This is a genomic window from Chryseobacterium shigense (assembly GCF_900156575.1).
Classification (GTDB): domain Bacteria; phylum Bacteroidota; class Bacteroidia; order Flavobacteriales; family Weeksellaceae; genus Chryseobacterium; species Chryseobacterium shigense.
In genome coordinates this window covers 318,858-341,204 of the sequence record NZ_FTNY01000003.1, presented here as the reverse complement: position 1 = coordinate 341,204, position 22,347 = coordinate 318,858, and the positions used below count along the sequence as shown (strand labels likewise).

Genomic DNA, 22,347 nt, shown 5'->3' with positions numbered 1-22,347 from the left:
AATTATTTTTCTAGTGTTTTTATCAATCTGGCAGGTATTCCTGCAATAACAGAGTTTCTGGGAAAACTTTTATTAACCACGGAGTTAGCCCCTATAATAGAGTTCTCACCAATCGTAACGCCGGGTAATATACAGACTCCTTCTCCAATCCAGACATTGTCTTCGATAATAACAGGGCCTTTGGAAGAAAGAGGTCTTTCTGCGGGTACAATGTCCAGGTCTTCAGCACTGATGTTTCCATGATAATGGTCTGAAATATAGATTCTGCTCGCCATCAGTACATTATTGCCGATGATGATCTTATCAATAGCTCCGATATGAACATCAGAATTGAAATTCACATTATTACCGATCCGAATCTCCGGTTGGAAAGCTTTTCCCTGAAAATGATCCCAGGCCTCAAGTCTCAGATTGAATAATGCACTGAAGTTGTCTCCGATGCTTATATATTGAGGGTTTTTGATCCAGAATAGGTCGGGAAGACTTGATTGTTTCCCGAAATTTTTGAAATAATTTTTCCCCCACTCGTTGTTCTGCTGCTGCTTGTACTTTTTGTAAGCATCAGAATGCAAAACTCCGAATAAAAACTTAATGATATATTTTTTTATAAAGCTCATAGGTCTTATTTATTATTTTTCCAATAATGAATAATACTCATGGATCATGCTGTTGATGTTTTTCTGCTCCGCTTCTTCAAGTTCAAAATAGAAAGGCAGTCTCAGCAGGCAATCTGTAAAATGATCTGAATTAGGAATGTCTATAGGAGCGTTGTCTTTCAGGAAGAATTCACTTTTATTCAAGCTTAGATAATGGAAGACAGGGTGGATGTCTTTTGTTTTTAAATATTGGATCAGATTCGATCTTTCCTCATAGTTTCTACACGTAATATAGAACATATGGGCATTATTGGTTGCAAAAGCAGGGATTTCAGGGATTTTTATAAATCCTTTTTCCTGTAATGGTAAAAGGTTTCTGTAATATTCTTTCCAGATCCTGATTCTTTTTTCCTGAATGGCACCAAGGTTTTCAAGCTGTGCATATAAAAAGGCAGAAAGTATTTCTGAAGGAAGGAAGGATGATCCAAGATCTACCCAACCGTATTTATTGACTTCACCTCTGAAAAATGCACTTCTGTTTGTGCCTTTTTCACGAATGATTTCAGCTCGAACGTTGTATTCAGGATTGTTGATGACCAGCATTCCACCTTCTCCGCAAATAATATTTTTAGTTTCATGAAAGGAGAAAGCAGCGAAATCTCCAATAGATCCTAATGCTTTTTTTGTACCATCGGAAAAAGTATAGTAGCTGTCGATAGCCTGTGCTGCATCTTCCACTACAAAAAGATGATGTTTTTTAGCCAGCTCCATTATTTTTTCCATATCACAGGCAATACCGGCATAGTGAACCGGAACGATAACCTTTGTTTTTTCTGTAATATGTTTTTCTATTTCTGCCGGATCAATATTCGGATTGTCAGGATATGAATCTACAAAAACGATTTTAGCGCCACGCAAAACAAAAGCATTGGCAGACGAAACGAAGGTGTAACTGGGAACAATCACTTCATCACCTTCCTGAATATTACAAAGTATAGCTGCCATTTCCAGGGCATCGGTACATGAGGTGGTAAGCAGTACTTTTTGAAAGCCAAAGTTTTCTTCAAAAAAGGTATGGCATTTCTTAGTGAAAATTCCGTCACCTGAAATTTTACCGCTTTTTACCGCTTCCTCTATATACTTTAGCTCGTTTCCTACTATAAATGGCTTATTGAATGGGATCATAGTGTTTTAAATTTTGAATCTTACTTATCAATTTTTAAGATATGGCAATATAAAAATACATTTATTTTATCGTACATACCTTACCGGATTGCCTACATACAATCCTGGTGTATCAATATTTTTAATGACTACGCCACCGCCGCCTATCTGGGTTTGGGAAGCTATGGTGATATTATCTATAACGGTAGAATTAATACCAATAATACACTGTTCTTTAATTTTTACAAAACCTGCAATAGCGACAGAAGGTGATAAGAAAGAATGCTTTCCTATAACGGAATCATGAGCCACTGTACAGGAAATATTCATCAGTACATTGTCTTCAATACGAACGTTCTGATCAATGACGCAGCCGGGATAAATAACAGATCCCTGCCCGATGGCGGCAGAAGAATCCCTGTAGCACGAAGAATGAATAAAGGTATGAAAAGGAATCTTTCCGTCAAGTTTCTGAAACAGTTCTTTTTTCGCATCCATATGTTTATATCCAATAGCGATTAAGATGGCATCGAATTCATTTTGCTGATATTTTGTGATCACATCATCATTCCCGCCAATCACCGGAATATGATCTATCATGGTATTTACTGGCTGAAATTCATCAAAGAAAGCCACCACTTTATCGCCGGAATCATGATGAATATGATACGCAATCTGCTGGCCTAGATGGCCGGAACCTATGATGGCAATTCGTTTCATAATTGGGTCTGTTTTTATACGATGCAGAATTTTTTTATTTGATCACAGAATGTTTATTTCTCCAGAATTACTTTATGGTCAGACTTATAAATTAAATAACCGGATCTGTCGTTACTTGAATGGGCTGGTTTGAGATGATCTGATAAAAGTTCTCTTTTTACAATATAGTGTTCTTCTTTATCACTGCTGATGACAGGAAGAAGAAACTCCGTTTCTTTTGATAAAAAATAAACTCCTGAAAAGGCTGTTGACTGTATGCTCTCCGGCAGTATATACTGATCCAGTGCGATATCCAATACAGCTTGCATATAGTCCAACCCCGTAGATAAAGGAACAAGATCAGAGCCAATAAAATCACCGCCCATACGGCTTCCTATTTCTATAGGATACACCTTTCCCTGATCTGTAATCATAAGTTCTATATGGGAAGCTCCGTTTTCAACGTGTGTCGCCTTTAAAATACTGTAGCTGATCTCATGGATTTTATTCTTGATTTCTGCAGAAAATGCACTTGGCTGGTGATGGGCTAACTCTACAAAGTAGGGTTCCCTGGTTATTTCCTTATCTGTAATGGTAATAATCCTATGGTCTCCTTTAAAGCTAACGGTTTCTACGCTCACTTCTTTCCCTGCAACAAACTCTTCAACGACGCATGTTTTAGAAAAAGATGCACTGACGGCATTTTCTATTGCTTTTTTACATTCTTCAAGGGAAGACGCTTTTATAACCCCTAAGCTTCCTGATCTGTCAGATGGCTTAATGATCACAGGATAAATCAATGATTCGAAGTCTTCTGGCTTAAATTCAGAAACTGTGATGGACTTAGGAGATTCAATTCCATTCTCTTCAAAGCATTTCCTCATTAAAGATTTATTGGTGGTCAGTAATGAACATTCAATACTGTTTCCTGACAGTTTTAAATGGTTGGCTACATAGGATATTGTAGGAATACATATGTCTGTAGCTATTGTAAGGATACCGTGTATTCCGATTTTTTCGCATTCGGCAAGAATAAGCTCTTTTTCCAATACGGAAATGTCATAGAAGTAATCAGCAATATCTTTACAAACTGCGCGTCCGTCGTCCCATGCAAAACAATGAACTTCCAATCCGTTTTCCTTGGCCTTCTGAACAAGAGGCAACTGAAGGTAGCTGGCTCCCAGTATTGCAATTTTTTTATTATAGGATTTTTTGATCATATTCTATTCTAAAATTTTGGTAAAAATGTTTTCAGCATATTCATAGGAAGAAAACTCCTGCACCTGCCGTACTGCATTTTTTGAAAAAGCAGCATACTGGTCTTTGTTCAGTTCAAATATTTTTTGAATTCCCTCCGCCAGTTTTCGGCTGTCTTTCATTGGTATTTTATACCCGTTGTAATCATCGATGACCATATTGGTAACAACTCCCGTATCAAAACCTATAACAGGTGTTCCGCAGGCTAATGCTTCCGAAACCATCATAGGGCCGGAATCTTCAATAGATGTATTGATATAAACGTCTGTGGCCTGATACAGTAATGACAACAATCTGTAATCTTTTATATAATCTATTTTTTGCTTTTTAAAATGGATCCTGTCAAACTCTTCGTTGATACTATTGGAAACGACCAAAATGCATATTCTTTTTTTCAGCTCCTCAGGAAGTTGCCGATCAAGCACTTCCAATGCTTCAATAAGATATTTGAAGCCTTTTCTTGGGTCTTCCATATTCTGTGCTCCGGTAAGGATATAAAAATGGTCTTCAGATAAAGAAAAAACAGCTTTGGCTATATTTTTATTTTTATCATTCAGAAGGGTAGTATCTATTAAACTATTGACATTGTATATAATTTCCTGATCTCTGTAAATTTTTGATTTTTTAGCCTGTTCTAAAGTTAAACCGGATCCGGCGATAATCTGAAAAAAAGCCTTTTGGGCATTATCATATTTTCGCTGTAAATTATCTTTAGCTACCAACTTTTGAGATTCTTCGGGAATAGCAGGGCAATGATCACAATTGTTGACATAGCCTTCACAGCCCCATGAAAAATGACATCCCCCTGTGAAATGGTTCATATCCACGGTGATATTATACATTTTGGCTTGTGTAGCTGTATAAATATTGAAAAGATCTGTACTGTTAAGAAAATCAATAGTCATTCCCGTAAAAATATATTCAGGTATGAATCCTACTGATTTCAACAGACTGTCTACATGAATGTTTTCTGTAATTTCATCTTTACTTAGAAAAGAATATTTACCATCCGTGATCAGTTTTTTCTTAGCTGGCAGGTGAGGTTTTGACTGTGTGAGGCTTGCTTTTATTTTTCGAACAACTTTCTCTATAAAAGAACGCTTTTCAGGAGGTGGAACATTTTGTACATGAATGTATGGTTTTATAAAATCATCAGTTTTTGTTTTGTTTCTGACACATAGCACTACTTCATGTCCCATATTCTTTAAAATATGAGCTACTTTGTACATCGCCTCATATGCGCCATTTACATCCCCTGTCGATAAAACTAATATTTTTTTTTTCATCATTACATCCAAATTACAGGAGGATGAATTATCCCATTATCCGTATCTCCTGCAAGAAAGTTTTCATGTCCTGTTTCAATGATATTAATCTGTATGCCTCCTTTTATATAATCATAAAGTTCTACTCCGGGAGTGTCCAAAGCGACAGAGAGGATATAGGTATTAGGAATCAGTCTGTTTCCTTCAATCTGTAAGGACAGACTGTTTTCGTGCAGGTCTTCAAATCTTTTTCTTGTAATAAAGATTACATTTTCAAACTTGTCCAGTATGGCAATATTAATACGGACTCCCTTGTCAACACTCCTGTTGATGTAGTCTATCGTAATATTGATATCATCCATATGGCTGAACTCTGTCGTTTCAATATGTTTATTATTCGAAATTTTAATATTATGAATTTGAGCCTTTTTACTTAAATCTTCAATGTATTTGAATTCAGAATTGGGAGATAGCTCATTGATGATGTAGTTCTCCATTATTTTATTTACTCCTCCCTGATCTACAATATTGCCATGCTTCATGAGAATCCCGGTATTGCATAATTGCTTGACGGCGGCCATATTGTGGCTTACAAATAAGATTGTACGTCCTTCTCCTTTGGTAACATCGCCCATTTTTCCAAGACATTTTTTCTGAAAATCGGCATCGCCCACTGCTAACACTTCATCAACAATCAGGATCTCTGATTCCAGATGCGCAGCGACAGCAAATGCGAGACGAACATACATTCCGGAGGAATATCTTTTTACCGGAGTGTCTATATACCTTTCAACCCCCGAAAAAGCAACGATCTCATCAAATTTTCGTGTAATCTCTTTTCGGGTCATTCCGAGAATCGCTCCGTTGAGGTAAACATTTTCACGACCTGTCATCTCAGGATGAAAGCCGGTGCCGACCTCCAGTAGAGAAGCAATTCTTCCGTTGGTATAAATTTTTCCTGTGGTAGGTTTTGTTATTTTGCTTAAGATTTTAAGTAAAGTAGATTTTCCGGCTCCATTTCGGCCAATGATTCCTACTGCACTGCCTTGCTCAATTTCGAAATTGATATCACTAAGGGACCACACGTATTCGGAGTTTCCTTTCGTTGTTCTGTCATTGGTTTCACCGATTTTTAAATACGGGTCTTCCTTACCTCTTACTTTGTGCCAAAACCTGTTCAAGTCATGAGAAAGGGTACCTGTTCCCACTTGTCCCAGACGGTATTGTTTTGATATATTGTCTGCTTTTATAGCCAGCATATTTTTAATTGGAATTTAAAATTAATAAAGATTGCAAATGTTATACAGTGTCCATAAAGGTTTTTTCAACCTTATTGAAAACCACGATTCCGATCATCAGAAGAATCATAATGAGTACTGAGCTAATCCCTAGCATTACCGGTGAAAAATCTCCAACACCAAGCCATGCGTATTTAAAACATTCAAAAATACCTGTCAGGGGATTATAATAAGCCAAACTTTTAAAAATTCCCTTTAGTGCTGATACAGGATAGATTACGGGAGTCGAATACATATACAGACTGACTCCGAACCCTAATAGCATACTTAGGTCTTTATATTTTGTAGTAAGTGAAGAAAAAATCATTCCGACTCCCAAGGCGAAAAAAGCCATAAGGATGATGAGAAAAGGAGTTGCCAAGATCCAGATATTAGGGTGTACGGCTCCTTTACTGAAATAATATACCCAGCACACCAGAAATAGGAGGAATTGTACTCCAAATCGCATAAGATTGGACAGTACGATAGACAAAGGAGTTACAAGTCGTGGGAAATAGACTTTTCCAAAGATCGCGGCGTTTCCTGAAAAGGTAGAAGATGTGGCAAGAAGCGATGTTGAAAAATAATTCCATAGAGTGACGCCGGCAAGATAAAATAAAATGGGAGGCGCCCCGTCTGTAGGAAGTTTGGCAATCCTGCCGAATACCACCAGGTAAACGATTGTTGTAAATATGGGATTGATAAAAAACCATATAGGTCCCAGAATTGTCTGTTTGAAACTTGAAACAAAGTCTCGTTTTACAAACATATAAATAAGGTCCTTATATTTCCAAACCTCTTTAAGTTTCAGATCAAACAGAGAATGGCTCTCTTCAATCGTTTCTGTCCACTTTTGTTGTGGTTCATTCATTTGTGTAAGTTTATGCAAATTTAAAATATTTAATTTTTATTCAACCTTCCTTAATAGTGAATAATAATTCATATAAAGTGAAAAACATTGACTAATATAATAATATTTGTTATTATAGGCAAAAACTATTGACCATAAAGCCAATAGTTTTTAAAATTTACAATATTATATATTTATTTACAGTCCATTTTTTACATGGCTGTTTTTTTATAACTGAAATGGGAGTTTAAGTACACCTTATCTGAACTAATAACCATTGACCGCTTTAATAATAGTCTGGATTTCTTCTTCTTCTAAAACCGATGAAATAGGAAGGCTCAGTACTTCATCATGCATTTTTTCAGTAATAGGGAAGGAAAGGTGGCTATATTCCTTATAGGCTTCCTGCTTATGTGGCGGGATTGGATAATGGATAATGGTATGGATTCCTTTTTCCGTTAAATAAGACTGCAGTTCATCCCTTTTTTCAGTTCTTATTACAAAAACGTGCCATACATGTTCGTTTTCATCCGCTGGGTTTTCAGGGAGAATGATCTTGGGATTATTGATTTCTGAGATAAATCTTTTAGCAATTTCTCTTCTGGTTCCGTTTTCGTGTCCAATGTATTTTAGTTTTACATCTAAGACAGCGGCCTGAATTTCATCCAGCCTGGAATTTAACCCTTTATAAATGTTGACATATTTCTGATTTGATCCGTAATTGGCTATTGCACGGATGGTTTCAAATAGTTTTTTATCATTGGTCGTGACCGCTCCTGCATCGCCTAAAGCACCAAGGTTTTTACCGGGATAAAAACTGAATCCCGCAGCATCACCTAGATTTCCTGATTTTATACCCTTCCATTCTGCTCCGATAGCCTGTGCGTTATCTTCTACAAGTTTTAGTTGATGCTTTTGCGCAAGATCTTTAAGCTCTTCAGAAAAAACGATTCTTCCCTGAAGGTGGACGATGAGGATTGCTTTTGTTTTTGAAGTTATTTTTTCTTCAATTTTTGTAATGTCGATATTGTAAGTATTGACATCAGGCTCTACAAATACAGGAATCAGCCCATTATCAGATAAAGCCAGAACTGAAGCAATATATGTATTGGCCGGAACAAGAACTTCATCTCCGGCTTTCATGATCCCTAATTCAATATAAGCGCGGAAAATAAGACGTAAAGCATCCAGACCGTTGGCTACCCCTAAGGCATATTCCGAACCGATATATGAGGCCAGATTGGTTTCAAAGTTTTTAAGTTCATCACCCAAAAGATACCAGCCACTTCTGAAAACACTTAAAAGTTTGTCTTCAATTTCTTCCTGATGTTTAAGATTTATTTTTTTTAGATCTAAAAAGTTAATCATTTTCGTAACCGTTTTTTAATTTCCAATTTTCAAAACCTTCCTTTTCCCAAGGCATATTTCTTGAAAAGCTATAAGGCCATGGATAGTGAGACTTCTCTGCATTTCTTGATTTAAGTTCTCTTACATCCTTGATTTTTTTTGCAGGATTTCCAATAATTAAAGAATAATCATCATATTTACCGCCTACAAGAGACTGAGCACCGACCAGACAATGCTTTCCGATTTCTGCAGCTGGCAGAAGAACGGTACCTACCGCAATTTGCGAAAAATCTCCTACAGTAGGACCTACACAGGTATCTGAAGGCGGGGTAGGGTCATTTGTGAAAACAGCGTAAGGATAAATGAAAACAAAATTTCCTATTTTAGACTGTTGTCCTATGTGCACATTGCTGTGCAACCAGCAATTGTTTCCAAATTCTACATATCCCTGAATATCGGAAACAGTTCCAATTCTGCAGTTGTTTCCAAATTTTGAATGCTCTCTTATGGTTACACGATGTCCCGTAGAAAAATTTTCTCCAAAAACAGAGCCTGCATAAATAATACTGTGGCTTCTGATAAAAGCGCCTTCTTTTAAAACCGTCTCAGGATTTTCGTAACTGCTGGTAAAATAATAATCATTTACGGGTTCTCCTATCACGCAGTCGTTACAGATGATAGAATTATCACCGATGATCACATTATCATATATAACAGTGTTGTCGCCTATTCTGACATTTTTGCCTATTGTGGCTTTTTCACTAATATATACATTCCTATTATTGAATTTCATATATCTTTTGGTTATTATGATTTCTGACTTCTTTATTTTTTGTCTGTGGTTTTTTTAAATTCTTCATAGTCTCTGAAATAGTCTTCCTCATTATATATTTCTGAGGCCAGACATAGCAACACCGCGTTGTGTGAAAATTGAATGTCTCGCCATACGAGTTTTGGAATATATAAGCCTTTTGTGGGATGATCTAACGTAAAAGTTTCCTTTTTGCCATTTTCGTCTTCCGTATTAAAGATAATGGTTCCTGAAACAGCAAATATCATCTGTTGCAGTTCTTTATGCGCGTGGCCGCCTCTCGTTACATCATGAGGCGTATAGTAAGTCCAGTAGACTCGCTGTATCTCAAAAGGAACATTCTTTTGAGTCTCGGCTATCGTAATATAGCCTAGCTGCGATGATCCTATCTTATCAAATGTAACGATTTGTGGTGTGTTGTATTCCATTAATGTTTCTAAAGTTCTTTAAAGTCTTCAAAGTTAATTATAAAATTACTATTGAAAGAAGCTTGTTATTATTATATAACTTTATATAAAAGCCAACGGTAAATTATGTACTTCAGATTAAAATAGAGGACTAGAAGTGGTTGCATTAAAAAACTATTGGCCATAAAGCCAATAGTTGTTGAAATTATAATAATATATTGTTATTTACTAACGAGCTGCTTAAGGTATTCACCATAACCACTTTTTCCATATTTTTCAGCAGTTTCAAGCAGTTTTTCTTCGTTGATAAATTTGTTTCTGAAGGCGATTTCTTCTATACACCCGATCTTGAAACCCTGTCTTTTTTCAATAACGCTTACAAATTCAGAAGCATCATTCAGAGAGTCAAAAGTTCCCGTGTCAAGCCAAGCTGTGCCTCTGTCCAGGACACCTACTTCAAGCTTTCCTTTGCTTAAATACACATTATTAACATCCGTGATTTCAAGCTCTCCTCGTACAGAAGGTTGAATGTTTTTTGCGATCTCCACGACCTCATTGTCATAAAAATAAAGACCTGGAACGGCATAGTTCGATTTTGGCTGTAAAGGTTTCTCTTCAATAGAAATAGCTTTAAAGTCATGATCAAATTCTACAACACCATATCTTTCCGGATCAGAAACGTGGTAGGCAAAAACTACACCACCGTCAGGATTGGTTTTGTTTTTCAGTAAGGTACCCATTTCAGAACCGTAGAATATATTATCTCCTAAAACCAGGGCAACAGGATCATTGCCGATGAATGACTCTCCTAAAATGAAAGCCTGAGCAAGCCCGTCTGGATTTGGCTGTACAACATACTCTATGTTGCATCCAATCTGAGATCCGTCACCTAAAAGCTTAATAAACCCTGGTTGGTCGTGAGGTGTTGTGATGATCAGAATATCTTTGATCCCTGCCAGCAATAGCGTTGATAGGGGATAATAGATCATAGGTTTGTCATAAACAGGCATGAGCTGCTTGCTTACTGCGATTGTAAGAGGATAAAGTCTCGTTCCGGATCCACCGGCTAATATGATTCCTTTCATCGTTTATTTTTTTATGTTTTCTATAGCGTAATCGATCTGATTTTTGATATTTAGATCAATAGTGGGATTCATTAAAAGAGTAGAATTATTTGGCGATAGTTGGCCTCCTATATTCTTATGAAAATTAATCAGTTCCTTCAAATGTTCTTCTGAAATGAATGAAAAAGAACTGTATAAAGAACTTTTAAACCCTTCAAAATCAAAGTTTCTTATAATAGAACGGGCCTGTTCTTTGGTCAGCAATTCCTTGGGAGGATCTACATTATAGTCAAACATTTTAAGTTCAATATATCCTTTGGCATAATTCATAAGCGCTTCTTCATACCTGGAAACTTCTATAAACTGGTCGATAAGGCTTTTTTGAGCTAAATTAGCTGCAGCCGGAGGTGGTGGAGCTACCTGAGCGACTGCCAGAGTAGAAAATAGTATAGAAAGCAATAGAAGAAAACGCTTCATGATTCCGTTAATTATATTGATTTTCGTAGTATTTCTGGTAGTCACCGCTAGTTACATTCTCTAGCCATTCTTTGTTTTCAAGATACCAGTCAATAGTTTCTCCTAGGCCTTCTTCAAAAGTCACCGATGGTTTCCATCCTAAATTCTTATTGAGCTTGTCTGCATCTATAGCATAACGTTTATCATGTCCGGGTCTGTCCTTTACGAAGGTGATCAGTTTTTCAGAATACCCCTCAGGTTTCCCCAGTTTTGCATCCATTTGCTTAATCAATTCTTTCACAAGGTCAATATTCTGCCATTCGTTGAAACCTCCGATATTGTAGGTTTCTCCTGTTTTTGCTTCATTAAATATCTGATGGATTGCTCTTGCGTGATCTATGACATATAGCCAGTCTCTTGTGTATTTTCCGTCACCATAGATAGGCAGGGGCTTTTCGTTGATGATATTTGAAATACAAAGTGGGATCAGTTTTTCAGGAAAGTGATTGGGGCCATAGTTATTGGAGCAGTTAGAGACAATAAATGGCATTCCATAGGTATTTCCATATGCTCTTACCAAATGGTCAGAAGCTGCCTTTGAAGCTGAATATGGAGATTGTGGGTCGTATGCGGTTGTTTCCAAAAAGAATCCGGTTTCACCCAAGCTTCCGTAAACCTCGTCAGTAGAAACATGATAGAATAAATTATTTCTCTTTTCGTCAGGAAACCTTCCGTGGGTATGATCCTGATTGAGTGTCCAGAATTCTTTACATAAATTAAGAAGATTGGCGGTTCCGTTTACATTGGTATTAATGAATGCCATAGGATCTGTAATACTTCTATCTACATGGCTTTCTGCTGCTAGGTGGACTACCGCGTCAGGATTATATTTTTCGAATACTTTTCTTAATTCTTCAGGTTTTGTAATATCTGCTTTTTCGAAAACATAATTGGGCTCATTTTCAATGTCCTTAAGGTTTTCAAGGTTCCCGGCATAAGTAAGAGAATCAAGATTGATGATGGTAGTCTCGGGGTTATTTTTTACAAATTCTCTAACGACATGAGATCCAATGAATCCTGCCCCTCCGGTAATGATTATATTTTTCATCTGTTATTTTCTATTTTCTATTGTTTTTCTTCCTATACTTTTATAATAGAATCCATTTTGTTCCGGAGTTTCCAGAGGATACATATTTCTTCCGTCAAAAATGACTTTATTTTTCATTTTTTTAGCCATCAGTTCAAAATTAGGGTTTTTAAACTCTGGCCATTCTGTAGCGATGAACAGGGCGTCTGCATCTTCAAGCGCATCATACATTCCTTTTGCGTAATGTATTTTGTCACCAAGAAGTTTTTTCACATTACTTTCTGCTACCGCATCGTACGCAGCAATTTTTGCGCCCTTTTCTAATAAAAGTGCAATATTGTCCAAAGAAGATGCTTCGCGAATGTCATCTGTGTTCGCTTTAAAAGCTAATCCCCACATGGCGATTTTCTTTCCACTGATGTTTCCTCCAAAGTATTTCTCAATCTCTGAAACCAGAATTACTTTTTGAGTCGTATTGACTCTTTCTGTAGCCTCAAGGATCAGGAAATTGAAATCTTCTTGTATTCCTGATTTGATAAGAGCTTTTACATCTTTAGGGAAACAGCTTCCTCCGTATCCGATTCCTGGGAAAAGAAATCGCTGCCCTATTCTGTCATCACTTCCCATCCCAAGTCTTACCTTGTCAACGTCCGCGCCTACTTTTTCACAGTAATTGGCAATCTCATTCATGAAAGTGATTTTTACAGCCAGGAATGAATTGGATGCATATTTTGTAAGTTCTGATGATTTTTCATCCATAAAGATGATCGGGATTCCTGTATTGGTAAAGGGCTGATAGATCTGAGCCATGATGCTTTTTGCTTTTTCGGAGCTTGCGCCAACTACCACTCTTGAAGGATTCATAGAGTCTTCCACAGCAAAACCTTCTCTTAAAAATTCTGGGTTGGAAACGACATCGAAAGGGATATTTGTTTTCGAAGCGATTACCTCTCTCACTCGGTCTGCGGTTCCTACGGGAACAGTACTCTTATTGACAATGACTTTATAGTCGGTCATCATTGCTCCAATATCATTCGCAACCTGAATGACATACGAAAGATCTGCAGAGCCATCTTCACCCGGAGGCGTTGGTAATGCCAAATAAATAACCTCGCTTTTGTCTAAAGCTTCCTTAAGGTTGGTCGTGAAAAATAACCTTTCAGACTGAATGTTTCTTAAAAACATTTCTTCAAGATTCGGCTCATAGATGGGAACAATGCCGTTTTTCATACCTTCTACTTTCTTTTCATCAATATCAACACAGTAAACTGAATTGCCAAGTTCTGCCAGGGTAGTACCTGTAACCAGCCCTACATAACCTGTTCCTACAATTGTTATATTCAAAATGTATGTTTTTAAATTTTAGGACAAAAATAATAAAAATACTTTCACCTGCTTCTTTAATTTGCTTTAACCTGAGTTAGGGCTAAGGGACAAAATTCTAAATGTGAGATTTCAGACATCAGATATGAGACTTTAAACTAAGGCTGAGATTAAGATTTAGAAAGTTAAATAGTCAATTTTGCTTCGTAGTGAATGATGAATTTGGTGTTAATTTTAGGCATCAGATTTTAGGATGAGGTGAAAATTCAGACTGAGATTAAGATGGTTATTAGACAACAATCAAACGCTCTCATTTCCAAAATAAGCGCCTCGAAACCATCAAGCCCGGAATCTCTCCGACTTTCAAGCGCGAACCCGGGAGCTTTAATCAAAATTTTAAGGTATTTACTTGATACCTAAGTAGATTTTGCTTTTTTAGAAAAAATGCGTATATTTGCAGAGGATTTACAGGAAAAAATGAAAAGGCTTCGGAAGAAAGCCTTTTTTCGTACTGGTAAATCAAGATATTTAATGTATGGAGTTTAGAAAAAGAATCGAAGAATTATTAAACGAATTCCTTGATACCAGAGAGGATTTATTTCTTGTGGATCTTAAGTTTTCTGCAGGAGATGATATTACGGTGATCTTGGATGGAGATAATGGGGTGACTCTTCAGGACTGCCTTGATGCAAGCCGTGCTATAGAGTTCAATATGGATCGTGAAGAGCATGATTTCAGCCTTCAGGTAATGTCTTCAGGATTAAGCGAGCCGCTATCGGCTCCCAGACAATTCAGAAAAAATTTAGGAAGAGAAATTGAAGTATTGCTGAATGATTCTTCCGAAATTGAAGGCGAGCTGACAAAAGTGGATGATGAAAAGATCACACTTATTTTACGCTACCGGAAACCGAAAGATATCGGAAAAGGGAAAGTGGATGTGGAGGAGGAAAAAGAAATTCCTTACTCTGAGATAAAAAAGGCGTTAGTAGTAATTAAATTTTAAAAGAAAAAAGAATAGATGGATAATATAGCGTTGATTGAATCCTTTGGTGATTTTAAAGACGAAAAGGGGATCAGTAAAATTGATCTTATGGCGATTATTGAAGATTCACTGAAGACTCTTTTGAGAAAAAGATTTGATTCAGATGATCATTTTGATGTCATTGTGAACCCTGATAAAGGAGATTTTCAGATATTTTTAAATAAAACGATTGTAGAGGACGAGATGTCTGAAGATGATGATCTGGAAATCGAACTTTCTGAAGCGAAGAAAATTGATCCTACTTTTGAAGTAGGGGAAGATTTTACCATGGAGATTCCTGTTGCCCAATTGGGGAGAAGAAATATCCTTACTTTAAAGCAAATCCTGGCTACAAAACTTCAGGAGCATAATAATGCAATGCTTTATGAGCAGTTTAGAGATAAAATCGGAGAAATCGTTATTGGAGAAATTCACCACATCCGTCACAAACATGTGATCTTACTGGATGACGAGGAGAATGAATTTATTTTACCAAAAGAAAACCAGATTCCGTCCGACTTCTTTAAAAAAGGTGAAAATATCAGAGCTATTGTTGAAACAGTAGATTTTAAAGGCTCAAAGCCACAAATTATTATTTCCAGAACTGCCCCTAAATTCCTAGAGAAGTTATTAGAGCTGGAAATTCCTGAGATCCAGGACGGAACCATTATGCTTAAGAAAGTAGTGAGGATTCCTGGTGAAAAGGCGAAGATCGCAGTAGATGCTTACGATGACAGAATAGATCCTGTAGGAGCCTGTGTGGGGGTAAAGGGATCCAGAATTCATGGAGTTGTAAGAGAGTTGAGAAATGAAAACATCGATGTTATTCAGTGGTCTAAAAACCCTGAAATTTTGGTTAAGAGAGCTTTAGGAAATGTGACTATCAATAAAATTGATATCAACGAGGATTCAAACTATGCTTTAGTTTATACACCAGTTGAAGAGATTTCTAAAGTTATTGGAAAACAAGGGCAGAATATCAGACTGGCTTCTTGGTTGACAGGATATGAAATTGATGTGTATAGAGAAGCTAGCGAGGATGACGATGTTGATTTGAGAGAATTTAACGACGACATCGAGCAGTGGATTTTGGATGAATTTAAGAAAGTAGGTCTTACTACTGCGAAATCAGTACTGGATAAGGATACTGAAAGTCTTTTAAATATGGTAGATCTTGAAGAGGAAACTATCGAAGATGTGAAGCGTATTCTAAAAGAAGAATTTGAAGATTAAGATTTTTAATAAATTTTAATAAACAGTAAAAAAGAAATACTTTAATTTTAAGAATTAAAAAAAATAGTAAATAATATAGATGCCAAAAATAAGATTAAATAAAGCGGTTAAGGAATTCAACATTTCGATGTCTAGATTGGTAGAGTTTTTACAGTCAAAGGATTTCGAGGTTGAAAACAATCCTAACGCTCAATTAGAAGAAGCGGCATATTCTGCATTGGAGGCTGAGTTTGCCAAAGACGGTGAACAACGAAAAGCTTCCCATGAGGTGGTGATCACCAAAGTTCCGGAAGAAAAACTGGAAATTGAGGAAAAGAAAACCCCTGAAGTAATAAGAGCTAAAGCAAATAAACCAGAAACTAAGATTTTAGGTAAAATAGATCTTGAACCTAAAGCCCCTGAAGTTGAAGAGGTACCCGTTGCACCAATACCAGTACCAGTACCGGAGCCTGTAGTGGCTAAGGTTGAAGAAAAGAAAGAAGAAGTTGTGGCTGAACCGGAAGTAAAAGCTGCTCCTGAAAAGCAGGAATTTAAAGTTCTGGATAAAATTGACCTGTCCCAAATAGAATCTAGAAATAGACCTGTAAAAAAAGATAAACCCAAAATGGAGGAGAAAAAAGAAGAGGAAAAACCGGCACAACCTGTGAAAGAAACTCCAAAGCAGCCCGAGCCTGCTGCTGAAAAGAAGGCAGAGCCTCAAAAACCAGCTGAGCCTGAATCTCAGGAACCTCAGAAAATAGAAACTGTTTATCAGAAACTTGATGGTCCTAAGATCGTTGGTGAAAAGATAGACTTAACGCAATTTGCACCAAAACCTGGTTCAGGCGCTAAAAAGAAAAGAAAGAGAATTGAAAAGCCCGGAGGTCCAAACCAACAGGGTCAAGGGAATAATCAAAACTCTGGAAATAATAACAATAACCAGGGAGGACAAAACCGTCCACAAGGTCAGGGAGGTCCGGGAGGAAACCGTCCACCGGGACAAAGTGGTCCGGGAGGTAACCGTCCGCCAGGGCAAGGAGGTCCCGGAGGTAACCGTTTTGGAAACAACCAGGGAAATCGTCCACCAGGTCAAGGAGGAGGATTCAAGAAAGGTCCGGGCGGAAACAATAACACCAACAGACCTGGGCAAAGAACAATGCCTGTTGAACTTACTGACGAGCAGGTTAAAAACCAGATCAAGGAAACCCTTGAAAAGCTTACCAACAAAGGAGGTAAGTCTAAATCTGCAAAACACAGAAAGGACAAGAGAACTTACCGTAGAGAACAGGATGAACGTCAGCAAGAAATTGATGCTCAGGACAGAACATTAAAGGTAACTGAATTCATCACAGTAGGTGAATTGGCGAGTTTAATGAACGTTTCTCCAACGGAAGTTATTTCTGCTTGTTTCTCACTGGGAGTAATGGTGACAATGAACCAAAGACTGGAAGCCGATACCTTATTATTGGTTGCAGACGAATTTGGTTTTAAAATTGAATTCTCAGATGCTGATTTAGAAGAAGTAGAGTCTGAAGAAGATATGGATACTGAGGAAGATCTTTCTTCCAGAGCACCGATTGTAACCGTAATGGGTCACGTTGACCACGGTAAAACGTCCCTACTTGACTACATCAGAAAGACCAACGTTATTGCTGGTGAATCAGGAGGTATTACCCAGCACATTGGAGCATACAACGTAAAACTAGAAAACGGACAGAGAATTACATTCTTAGATACACCAGGTCACGAAGCGTTTACCGCGATGAGAGCCAGAGGTGCTCAGATCACCGATATTGCCATTATTGTAATTGCAGCGGATGATGATGTGATGCCACAAACGAGAGAAGCAATTTCTCATGCACAGGCTGCAGGAGTACCAATGATCATTGCATTAAACAAAGTGGACAGACCAAGTGCTAATCCTGATAATATCCGTCAGCAACTTTCTGGAATGAATATTCTGGTAGAAGAATGGGGTGGAAACGTTCAGGCACAAGAGATCTCCGCTAAATTTGGTAACAATATGGACGTTCTATTGGAGAAAGTATTACTTCAGGCAGAAATGCTTGATTTAAAAGCTAATCCGAATAGAGCAGCTCAGGGTGTTGTTATTGAAGCTTCTTTAGATAAAGGTAGAGGATATGTTGCTACAATGTTAGTACAGACTGGTACCCTGAAAGTAGGTGATTACGTAGTCGCTGGTAAAAACCACGGTAAAGTAAAAGCAATGCTTGATGAAAGAGGTAGAAACCTTAAAGAAGCGGGGCCGTCAATTCCTGTTACCATCTTAGGTTTAGATGGAGCGCCAACAGCTGGTGATAAATTTAAGGTATATGCAGACGAAAGTGAAGCTAAAACCATCGCTAATAAGAGAGAACAACTACAGAGAGAACTTTCGATAAGAACTAAGAAGCATACAACGCTTGAAGAACTTGGAAGAAGAATTGCATTAGGTGAGTTCAAGGAATTGAATATTATCCTTAAAGGTGACGTGGATGGTTCCGTAGAAGCATTATCTGATCAGTTACAGAGACTATCTACTGCAGAGATCAACGTAAATATTCTACATAAAGGCGTTGGGCAGATCACTGAATCTGATGTTAACTTAGCTACGGCTTCTGATGCAATCATCATCGGATTTAACGTAAGAGCCGGTGCTAATGCTAAAGAATTGGCAGACAGAGAAGAGATTGAAATCAGAACTTACTCAGTAATTTATGCTGCTATTGATGAGGTGAAAGAGGCTATGGAAGGCATGCTTTCTCCTGAGATCAAAGAACAGGTGATGGGTAATGTTGAGATCAGAGAAGTATTCAAAATCTCTAAAGTAGGAACAATCGCAGGATGTATGGTTCTTTCAGGAAAAGTAACGAGAAGCTCGAAAGTAAGAGTACTGAGAGATGGTATCGTTAAATTTGACGGGGAACTGGAAAGCTTGAAGCGTTTCAAAGACGACGTAAGAGAAGTAACCAAAGGTTATGAATGTGGTCTGAACTTGAAAGGTTATAACGATATTGAAGTCGGAGATATTCTTGAAGTCTACGAACAGGTAGCGGTTAAGAAAAAATTGAAATAATAGTTTTAAACTATAAGATAAATGAAAGCCACTTTTTTATAAAGTGGCTTTTTTTGTTATTTACTCCGTATAATATTTAGTATACTGTAGCTCTATGAAATCTGTCTTTTTTACAGTTAATTGTCCTAAAATCCAAAGGGAATAATTATGAAGTTAGATTTTTAATTTAATAAAATAATCCTTAAAAATTTTTTATAAATTATGTTAATAAGGAAGTGAAGCGCTGTAATTCATGCCAGATTAAATATTATTATACTATCAAAACGTAATAATAGGGGAGTTATAAAATACAAATCTAAAAAATAATAATATTCTAATTATTTAACTAAATGCATGAAAATCAATTTTTTATAGACTGGTTTTTTGATCCTTTAATAATTTATTTTAATTTATATTGATTCTAAATAATATTTTTTGTAGTAATAATAATTTGTTAAAAAAAATGACATGCATGAAAATTAAATATTTATACAAATAAAGCTGGATATTATTGTTTAATCTTTATTATTTCACTTAATAGTTAAAAACAATATATATATATATAAGCTTTTGAATATATCTTTATAATACTTGTGAGTGTTAATATTTATTAACATATTTGCCAATTAAATATATTAAAATTTGTTAATATGAATGTTAAACTACGTGTATTAAGTGCTGGGGCGCTGTTCTTTTTAGGACAGGTTGCTTTCGCACAAACTGTAAAAAATGATAGTGTAACTAATGAGACTAAAATCGACGAAGTAATAGTTACAGGTTATCAAAGAAAAAAAGCTGATGAAATCAATCAGGCCCAAGCAGTTGTAAGCGGAGATGAGATTAGAAGAAACACACCTACTACATCTCTTGGTAACTCCTTACAGGGAAGAGCTTCAGGAGTATTTGTTCAAAGTGTAACAGGACAACCAGGTTCTGTTGCTACAATTTTAGTAAGAGGTGTTGCTGGTGTTGGAGGATCGTCAGAGCCTACTTATGTAGTGAATGGGATGTATATGACTGCTAGGCAGTTTAGTGCAATCAACCCGGCAGATGTTGAATCCATAACTATTCTTAAAGATGCTGCTGCTACAGCACAGTATGGAGCAAGAGGAGCTAATGGGGTAGTAGTAGTAACTACTAAATCTGGACGTTCTGGTAAAACGTTGTATTCATTTGAAAGTAAGTTCGGTTTTAGCGAAAAGCTAAAAGACAATAATTACAAGATGATGAACTCAAGCGAGTTATTAAATTTTCAAAATCAGTTAGGTTTCTTAGACTTTGATCCAAGAACACAAGATGAAATAAATACTTTGGCTGCTAATGACCACAATTGGCAAAAGGACTTATTGAGAACTTCTAGCATTCAATCTTACTTATTTAGTGCTCAGGGCGGTACTAAAGAAAATACATTTTATTATTCATTAGGGTACGATAAGGATACGGGTATTCTTAGAGATATCAACGGATTGGATAGGTATACAGGGAATTTCGGCTTCACAAATAAGCTGAGCGAAAAATTGAATGTAGGGGTTAATCTTGGTGTACAATATCAGGTTACTGATAACTTCTCTGACATTTTCAATACTCAGAACCCTTTTGCGGCAATGTATCTATATGCTCCCTTTGAGTCAATTTATAATCCAGATGGTAGCTACAACCAAACAATGAGTGCTGGATCTAATGTTGTAGAGCAGATACGTACATGGAAGAGACAAGATCAGAGATTGCGTATTCCTGTTAATTTATTTGCAGAGTACAAAATTATTGACGGACTGAAGTTTAAAACAAACTTTAATGGACTTTTTGATTGGTTCATGAATACAAGCTGGTTAAAGAAAGGATCAAACCTAGATTTAACATTTAATCAACAGGTACCTACAGGGCAAATAGCTAAAAATTCATTCTATGGGTTCAATTATACATGGAATAACTCATTAAATTATAAAAAATCATTTGGTCAACATAATTTTGATGTATTAGGTTTTGTTGAATACAATGATAATTTTAACGAAACACTTAATGCAAGCGCATATGGGTTAAAATCTCCGGTAATTAGTGTTCCTTCAATTACAACTCCATCTGCAAGAAATACATTCACAGGAACTAAAGTGCGAAATACATTATTTAGTTTAGCGGGTATTGTGAATTATGATTATGCTGGTAGATATTTATTAACAGGATCAATTAGAAGGGATGCCTCTTCAAGATTCGGAATAAATAACCAAAGTGGTATATTCTGGTCTGCAAGTGCAGCTTGGAATGTAGCAAAAGAAGATTTCTTAAGTGGAGGGTTTATTAATGACCTAAAATTAAGAGCATCTTACGGAACTACTGGAAATGATGGTTCACTTCCAGATTACTTTAACGTTACAAACGTAAGCTACGGATTGTATGGTACTGGTGCCACGCTTTATCCAGGAACTTTAAGTGGAGGGAACTTTGTTATTGGAAACGAGAACCTGAAATGGGAATCTAATGCAATTACTAACTTAGGAATTGATTACTCAATATGGAACAGAAGAATTAGAGGATCAGTAGAAGTTTATCAGAATAAAAGGAAAGACTTTGTACAAATGGTTCCTTTTGATAAACAACAAGGTGGATATTATCAGTATATCAACGCTGGAGACATGACTCAAAAAGGATTGGAAATGGAATTGAGTGTAGATGTGCTTAAAAAGCAAGATTTCACTTTGAATCTTCATGCTAATATTTCTTTCCAAAAAGCTAAATTAGATAAACTAGCAGGAGAGCAAACAGAGAGAAATTTAGGTTATACTTATTTAAAAGTTGGAGAAACTCCTTATATGTTCTATAATGTAAGATTTGCTGGAGTAGATCCAAGTAATGGAGATGCATTATATTATGATAAAAATGGCAATGTAACAAATGTTTACAGTGCATCAGATGCTGTTCCTCTTACAGATAAATCACCTTTTCCTAAAAGTTTTGGTGGATTTGGTACTACTGTTCAATATAAAGGATTGGATTTTAGTGCTGACTTCTCATTCAAGCTAGGAGGGTATACTTATAATAATATGTATCAAAATGCTGTTGATCCTACAAGTGCTGTTGGAGGATACAATGTAGCGCAGGCTGCTGCTAATTATTGGCAGAACCCTGGGGATACCGGAGTTTTCCAAAAAGTAGACGAAAACGGACTTCGTAGCTCAGATCAGTTTGTAGAAAAATCAGATTATTTAAGATTGAGATCTCTTACTTTGGGTTATACATTTGATAAGAGCTTTTTTGGTGACGGATTCCCAATTAATAAACTTAGAGCATATGTACAGGGACAAAACTTATTTACAGCGACTAAGTTTCATGGGGAACCAGAAGTTTCTTTAGGTTCAGCGAACTCTTCTTCATTGTTCGTTCCTGGATCATATAATCTTTATACTTATCCTGCTGTTAAAACTGTAATGGTAGGTATGCAATTAGAATTTTAATGTAATC

18 protein-coding genes are annotated in these 22,347 nt (G+C 36.6%); 4 read left to right on the top strand and 14 right to left on the bottom strand.

Translation table 11 applies throughout. The features are described 5' to 3' along the window. Nucleotides 1-2 precede the first annotated feature (2 nt). From BW964_RS22885 to BW964_RS11020, 14 genes are all read right to left on the bottom strand, one after another. Nucleotides 3-617, bottom strand: coding sequence for a DapH/DapD/GlmU-related protein (locus tag BW964_RS22885; protein ID WP_076507174.1), 615 nt, complete (start codon nt 615-617; stop codon nt 3-5). A gap of 12 nt (nt 618-629) precedes the next feature. Further along, nucleotides 630-1,781: a dTDP-4-amino-4,6-dideoxygalactose transaminase gene (gene rffA, locus BW964_RS11080; protein ID WP_076507172.1), complete on the bottom strand. Its 1,152-nt coding sequence runs from the start codon at nt 1,779-1,781 to the stop codon at nt 630-632. 66 nt (nt 1,782-1,847) lie between these two features. Further along, nucleotides 1,848-2,480 (bottom strand): acetyltransferase, encoded by a 633-nt coding sequence (locus BW964_RS11075; protein ID WP_076507170.1) that lies wholly within the window; start codon nt 2,478-2,480, stop codon nt 1,848-1,850. A 53-nt stretch (nt 2,481-2,533) separates the two neighbouring features. Next, nucleotides 2,534-3,679 (bottom strand): ATP-grasp domain-containing protein, encoded by a 1,146-nt coding sequence (locus BW964_RS11070; protein ID WP_076507168.1) that lies wholly within the window; start codon nt 3,677-3,679, stop codon nt 2,534-2,536. Between the two features lie 3 nt (nt 3,680-3,682). Next, the gene (locus tag BW964_RS11065; protein ID WP_076507166.1) at nt 3,683-5,005 is read right to left on the bottom strand and encodes a glycosyltransferase; all 1,323 of its coding nucleotides are present in this window, start codon (nt 5,003-5,005) and stop codon (nt 3,683-3,685) included. Continuing rightward, entirely contained in the window at nt 5,005-6,240 is a 1,236-nt protein-coding gene (locus BW964_RS11060; RefSeq protein WP_076507165.1) for an ABC transporter ATP-binding protein, read from the bottom strand. The genes BW964_RS11065 and BW964_RS11060 overlap by 1 nt, the downstream gene beginning before the upstream one ends. A 40-nt stretch (nt 6,241-6,280) precedes the next feature. Next, nucleotides 6,281-7,129: an ABC transporter permease gene (locus tag BW964_RS11055; protein ID WP_076507163.1), complete on the bottom strand. Its 849-nt coding sequence runs from the start codon at nt 7,127-7,129 to the stop codon at nt 6,281-6,283. A 246-nt stretch (nt 7,130-7,375) separates the two neighbouring features. Continuing rightward, nucleotides 7,376-8,476 (bottom strand): DegT/DnrJ/EryC1/StrS family aminotransferase, encoded by a 1,101-nt coding sequence (locus BW964_RS11050; protein WP_076507162.1) that lies wholly within the window; start codon nt 8,474-8,476, stop codon nt 7,376-7,378. Beyond that, nucleotides 8,469-9,248: an acyltransferase gene (locus tag BW964_RS11045; protein WP_076507160.1), complete on the bottom strand. Its 780-nt coding sequence runs from the start codon at nt 9,246-9,248 to the stop codon at nt 8,469-8,471. The genes BW964_RS11050 and BW964_RS11045 overlap by 8 nt, the downstream gene beginning before the upstream one ends. Before the next feature lie 32 nt (nt 9,249-9,280). Further along, nucleotides 9,281-9,694, bottom strand: coding sequence for a sugar 3,4-ketoisomerase (locus BW964_RS11040; RefSeq protein ID WP_076507158.1), 414 nt, complete (start codon nt 9,692-9,694; stop codon nt 9,281-9,283). Between the two features lie 200 nt (nt 9,695-9,894). After that, nucleotides 9,895-10,758, bottom strand: a complete 864-nt coding sequence (rfbA, locus tag BW964_RS11035; protein ID WP_076507156.1) for a glucose-1-phosphate thymidylyltransferase RfbA — start codon at nt 10,756-10,758, stop codon at nt 9,895-9,897. A 3-nt stretch (nt 10,759-10,761) separates the two neighbouring features. Next, nucleotides 10,762-11,214, bottom strand: coding sequence for a hypothetical protein (locus BW964_RS11030; protein ID WP_076507909.1), 453 nt, complete (start codon nt 11,212-11,214; stop codon nt 10,762-10,764). 7 nt (nt 11,215-11,221) lie between these two features. After that, nucleotides 11,222-12,301 (bottom strand): dTDP-glucose 4,6-dehydratase, encoded by a 1,080-nt coding sequence (rfbB, locus tag BW964_RS11025; protein WP_076507154.1) that lies wholly within the window; start codon nt 12,299-12,301, stop codon nt 11,222-11,224. 3 nt (nt 12,302-12,304) lie between these two features. Then, nucleotides 12,305-13,624, bottom strand: a complete 1,320-nt coding sequence (locus BW964_RS11020; protein WP_076507152.1) for a UDP-glucose dehydrogenase family protein — start codon at nt 13,622-13,624, stop codon at nt 12,305-12,307. 514 nt (nt 13,625-14,138) lie between these two features. Here BW964_RS11020 and rimP point away from each other — a divergent pair. From rimP to BW964_RS11000, 4 genes are all read left to right on the top strand, one after another. Then, nucleotides 14,139-14,606 (top strand): ribosome assembly cofactor RimP, encoded by a 468-nt coding sequence (rimP, locus tag BW964_RS11015; RefSeq protein WP_076507150.1) that lies wholly within the window; start codon nt 14,139-14,141, stop codon nt 14,604-14,606. A gap of 15 nt (nt 14,607-14,621) precedes the next feature. Next, nucleotides 14,622-15,857, top strand: coding sequence for a transcription termination factor NusA (nusA, locus tag BW964_RS11010; protein WP_073330266.1), 1,236 nt, complete (start codon nt 14,622-14,624; stop codon nt 15,855-15,857). Nucleotides 15,858-15,936: 79 nt separating this feature from the next. After that, nucleotides 15,937-18,912: a translation initiation factor IF-2 gene (gene infB / locus BW964_RS11005; protein ID WP_076507149.1), complete on the top strand. Its 2,976-nt coding sequence runs from the start codon at nt 15,937-15,939 to the stop codon at nt 18,910-18,912. A gap of 629 nt (nt 18,913-19,541) precedes the next feature. Further along, nucleotides 19,542-22,340 (top strand): SusC/RagA family TonB-linked outer membrane protein, encoded by a 2,799-nt coding sequence (locus BW964_RS11000; protein WP_076507147.1) that lies wholly within the window; start codon nt 19,542-19,544, stop codon nt 22,338-22,340. The last annotated feature ends 7 nt before the right edge of the window (nt 22,341-22,347 follow it).

Coding starts and splice junctions, on each gene's coding strand:
- BW964_RS11045 (WP_076507160.1), bottom strand. CDS start 9,248: ATGAAATTCAATAATAGGAATGTATATATTAGTGAAAAAGCCACAATA.
- rimP (WP_076507150.1), top strand. CDS start 14,139: ATGGAGTTTAGAAAAAGAATCGAAGAATTATTAAACGAATTCCTTGAT.
- BW964_RS22885 (WP_076507174.1), bottom strand. CDS start 617: ATGAGCTTTATAAAAAAATATATCATTAAGTTTTTATTCGGAGTTTTG.
- BW964_RS11055 (WP_076507163.1), bottom strand. CDS start 7,129: ATGAATGAACCACAACAAAAGTGGACAGAAACGATTGAAGAGAGCCAT.
- rfbB (WP_076507154.1), bottom strand. CDS start 12,301: ATGAAAAATATAATCATTACCGGAGGGGCAGGATTCATTGGATCTCAT.
- BW964_RS11000 (WP_076507147.1), top strand. CDS start 19,542: ATGAATGTTAAACTACGTGTATTAAGTGCTGGGGCGCTGTTCTTTTTA.
- BW964_RS11060 (WP_076507165.1), bottom strand. CDS start 6,240: ATGCTGGCTATAAAAGCAGACAATATATCAAAACAATACCGTCTGGGA.
- BW964_RS11075 (WP_076507170.1), bottom strand. CDS start 2,480: ATGAAACGAATTGCCATCATAGGTTCCGGCCATCTAGGCCAGCAGATT.
- BW964_RS11030 (WP_076507909.1), bottom strand. CDS start 11,214: ATGAAGCGTTTTCTTCTATTGCTTTCTATACTATTTTCTACTCTGGCA.
- rfbA (WP_076507156.1), bottom strand. CDS start 10,758: ATGAAAGGAATCATATTAGCCGGTGGATCCGGAACGAGACTTTATCCT.
- BW964_RS11040 (WP_076507158.1), bottom strand. CDS start 9,694: ATGGAATACAACACACCACAAATCGTTACATTTGATAAGATAGGATCA.
- BW964_RS11065 (WP_076507166.1), bottom strand. CDS start 5,005: ATGATGAAAAAAAAAATATTAGTTTTATCGACAGGGGATGTAAATGGC.
- infB (WP_076507149.1), top strand. CDS start 15,937: ATGCCAAAAATAAGATTAAATAAAGCGGTTAAGGAATTCAACATTTCG.
- BW964_RS11070 (WP_076507168.1), bottom strand. CDS start 3,679: ATGATCAAAAAATCCTATAATAAAAAAATTGCAATACTGGGAGCCAGC.
- BW964_RS11050 (WP_076507162.1), bottom strand. CDS start 8,476: ATGATTAACTTTTTAGATCTAAAAAAAATAAATCTTAAACATCAGGAA.
- rffA (WP_076507172.1), bottom strand. CDS start 1,781: ATGATCCCATTCAATAAGCCATTTATAGTAGGAAACGAGCTAAAGTAT.
- nusA (WP_073330266.1), top strand. CDS start 14,622: ATGGATAATATAGCGTTGATTGAATCCTTTGGTGATTTTAAAGACGAA.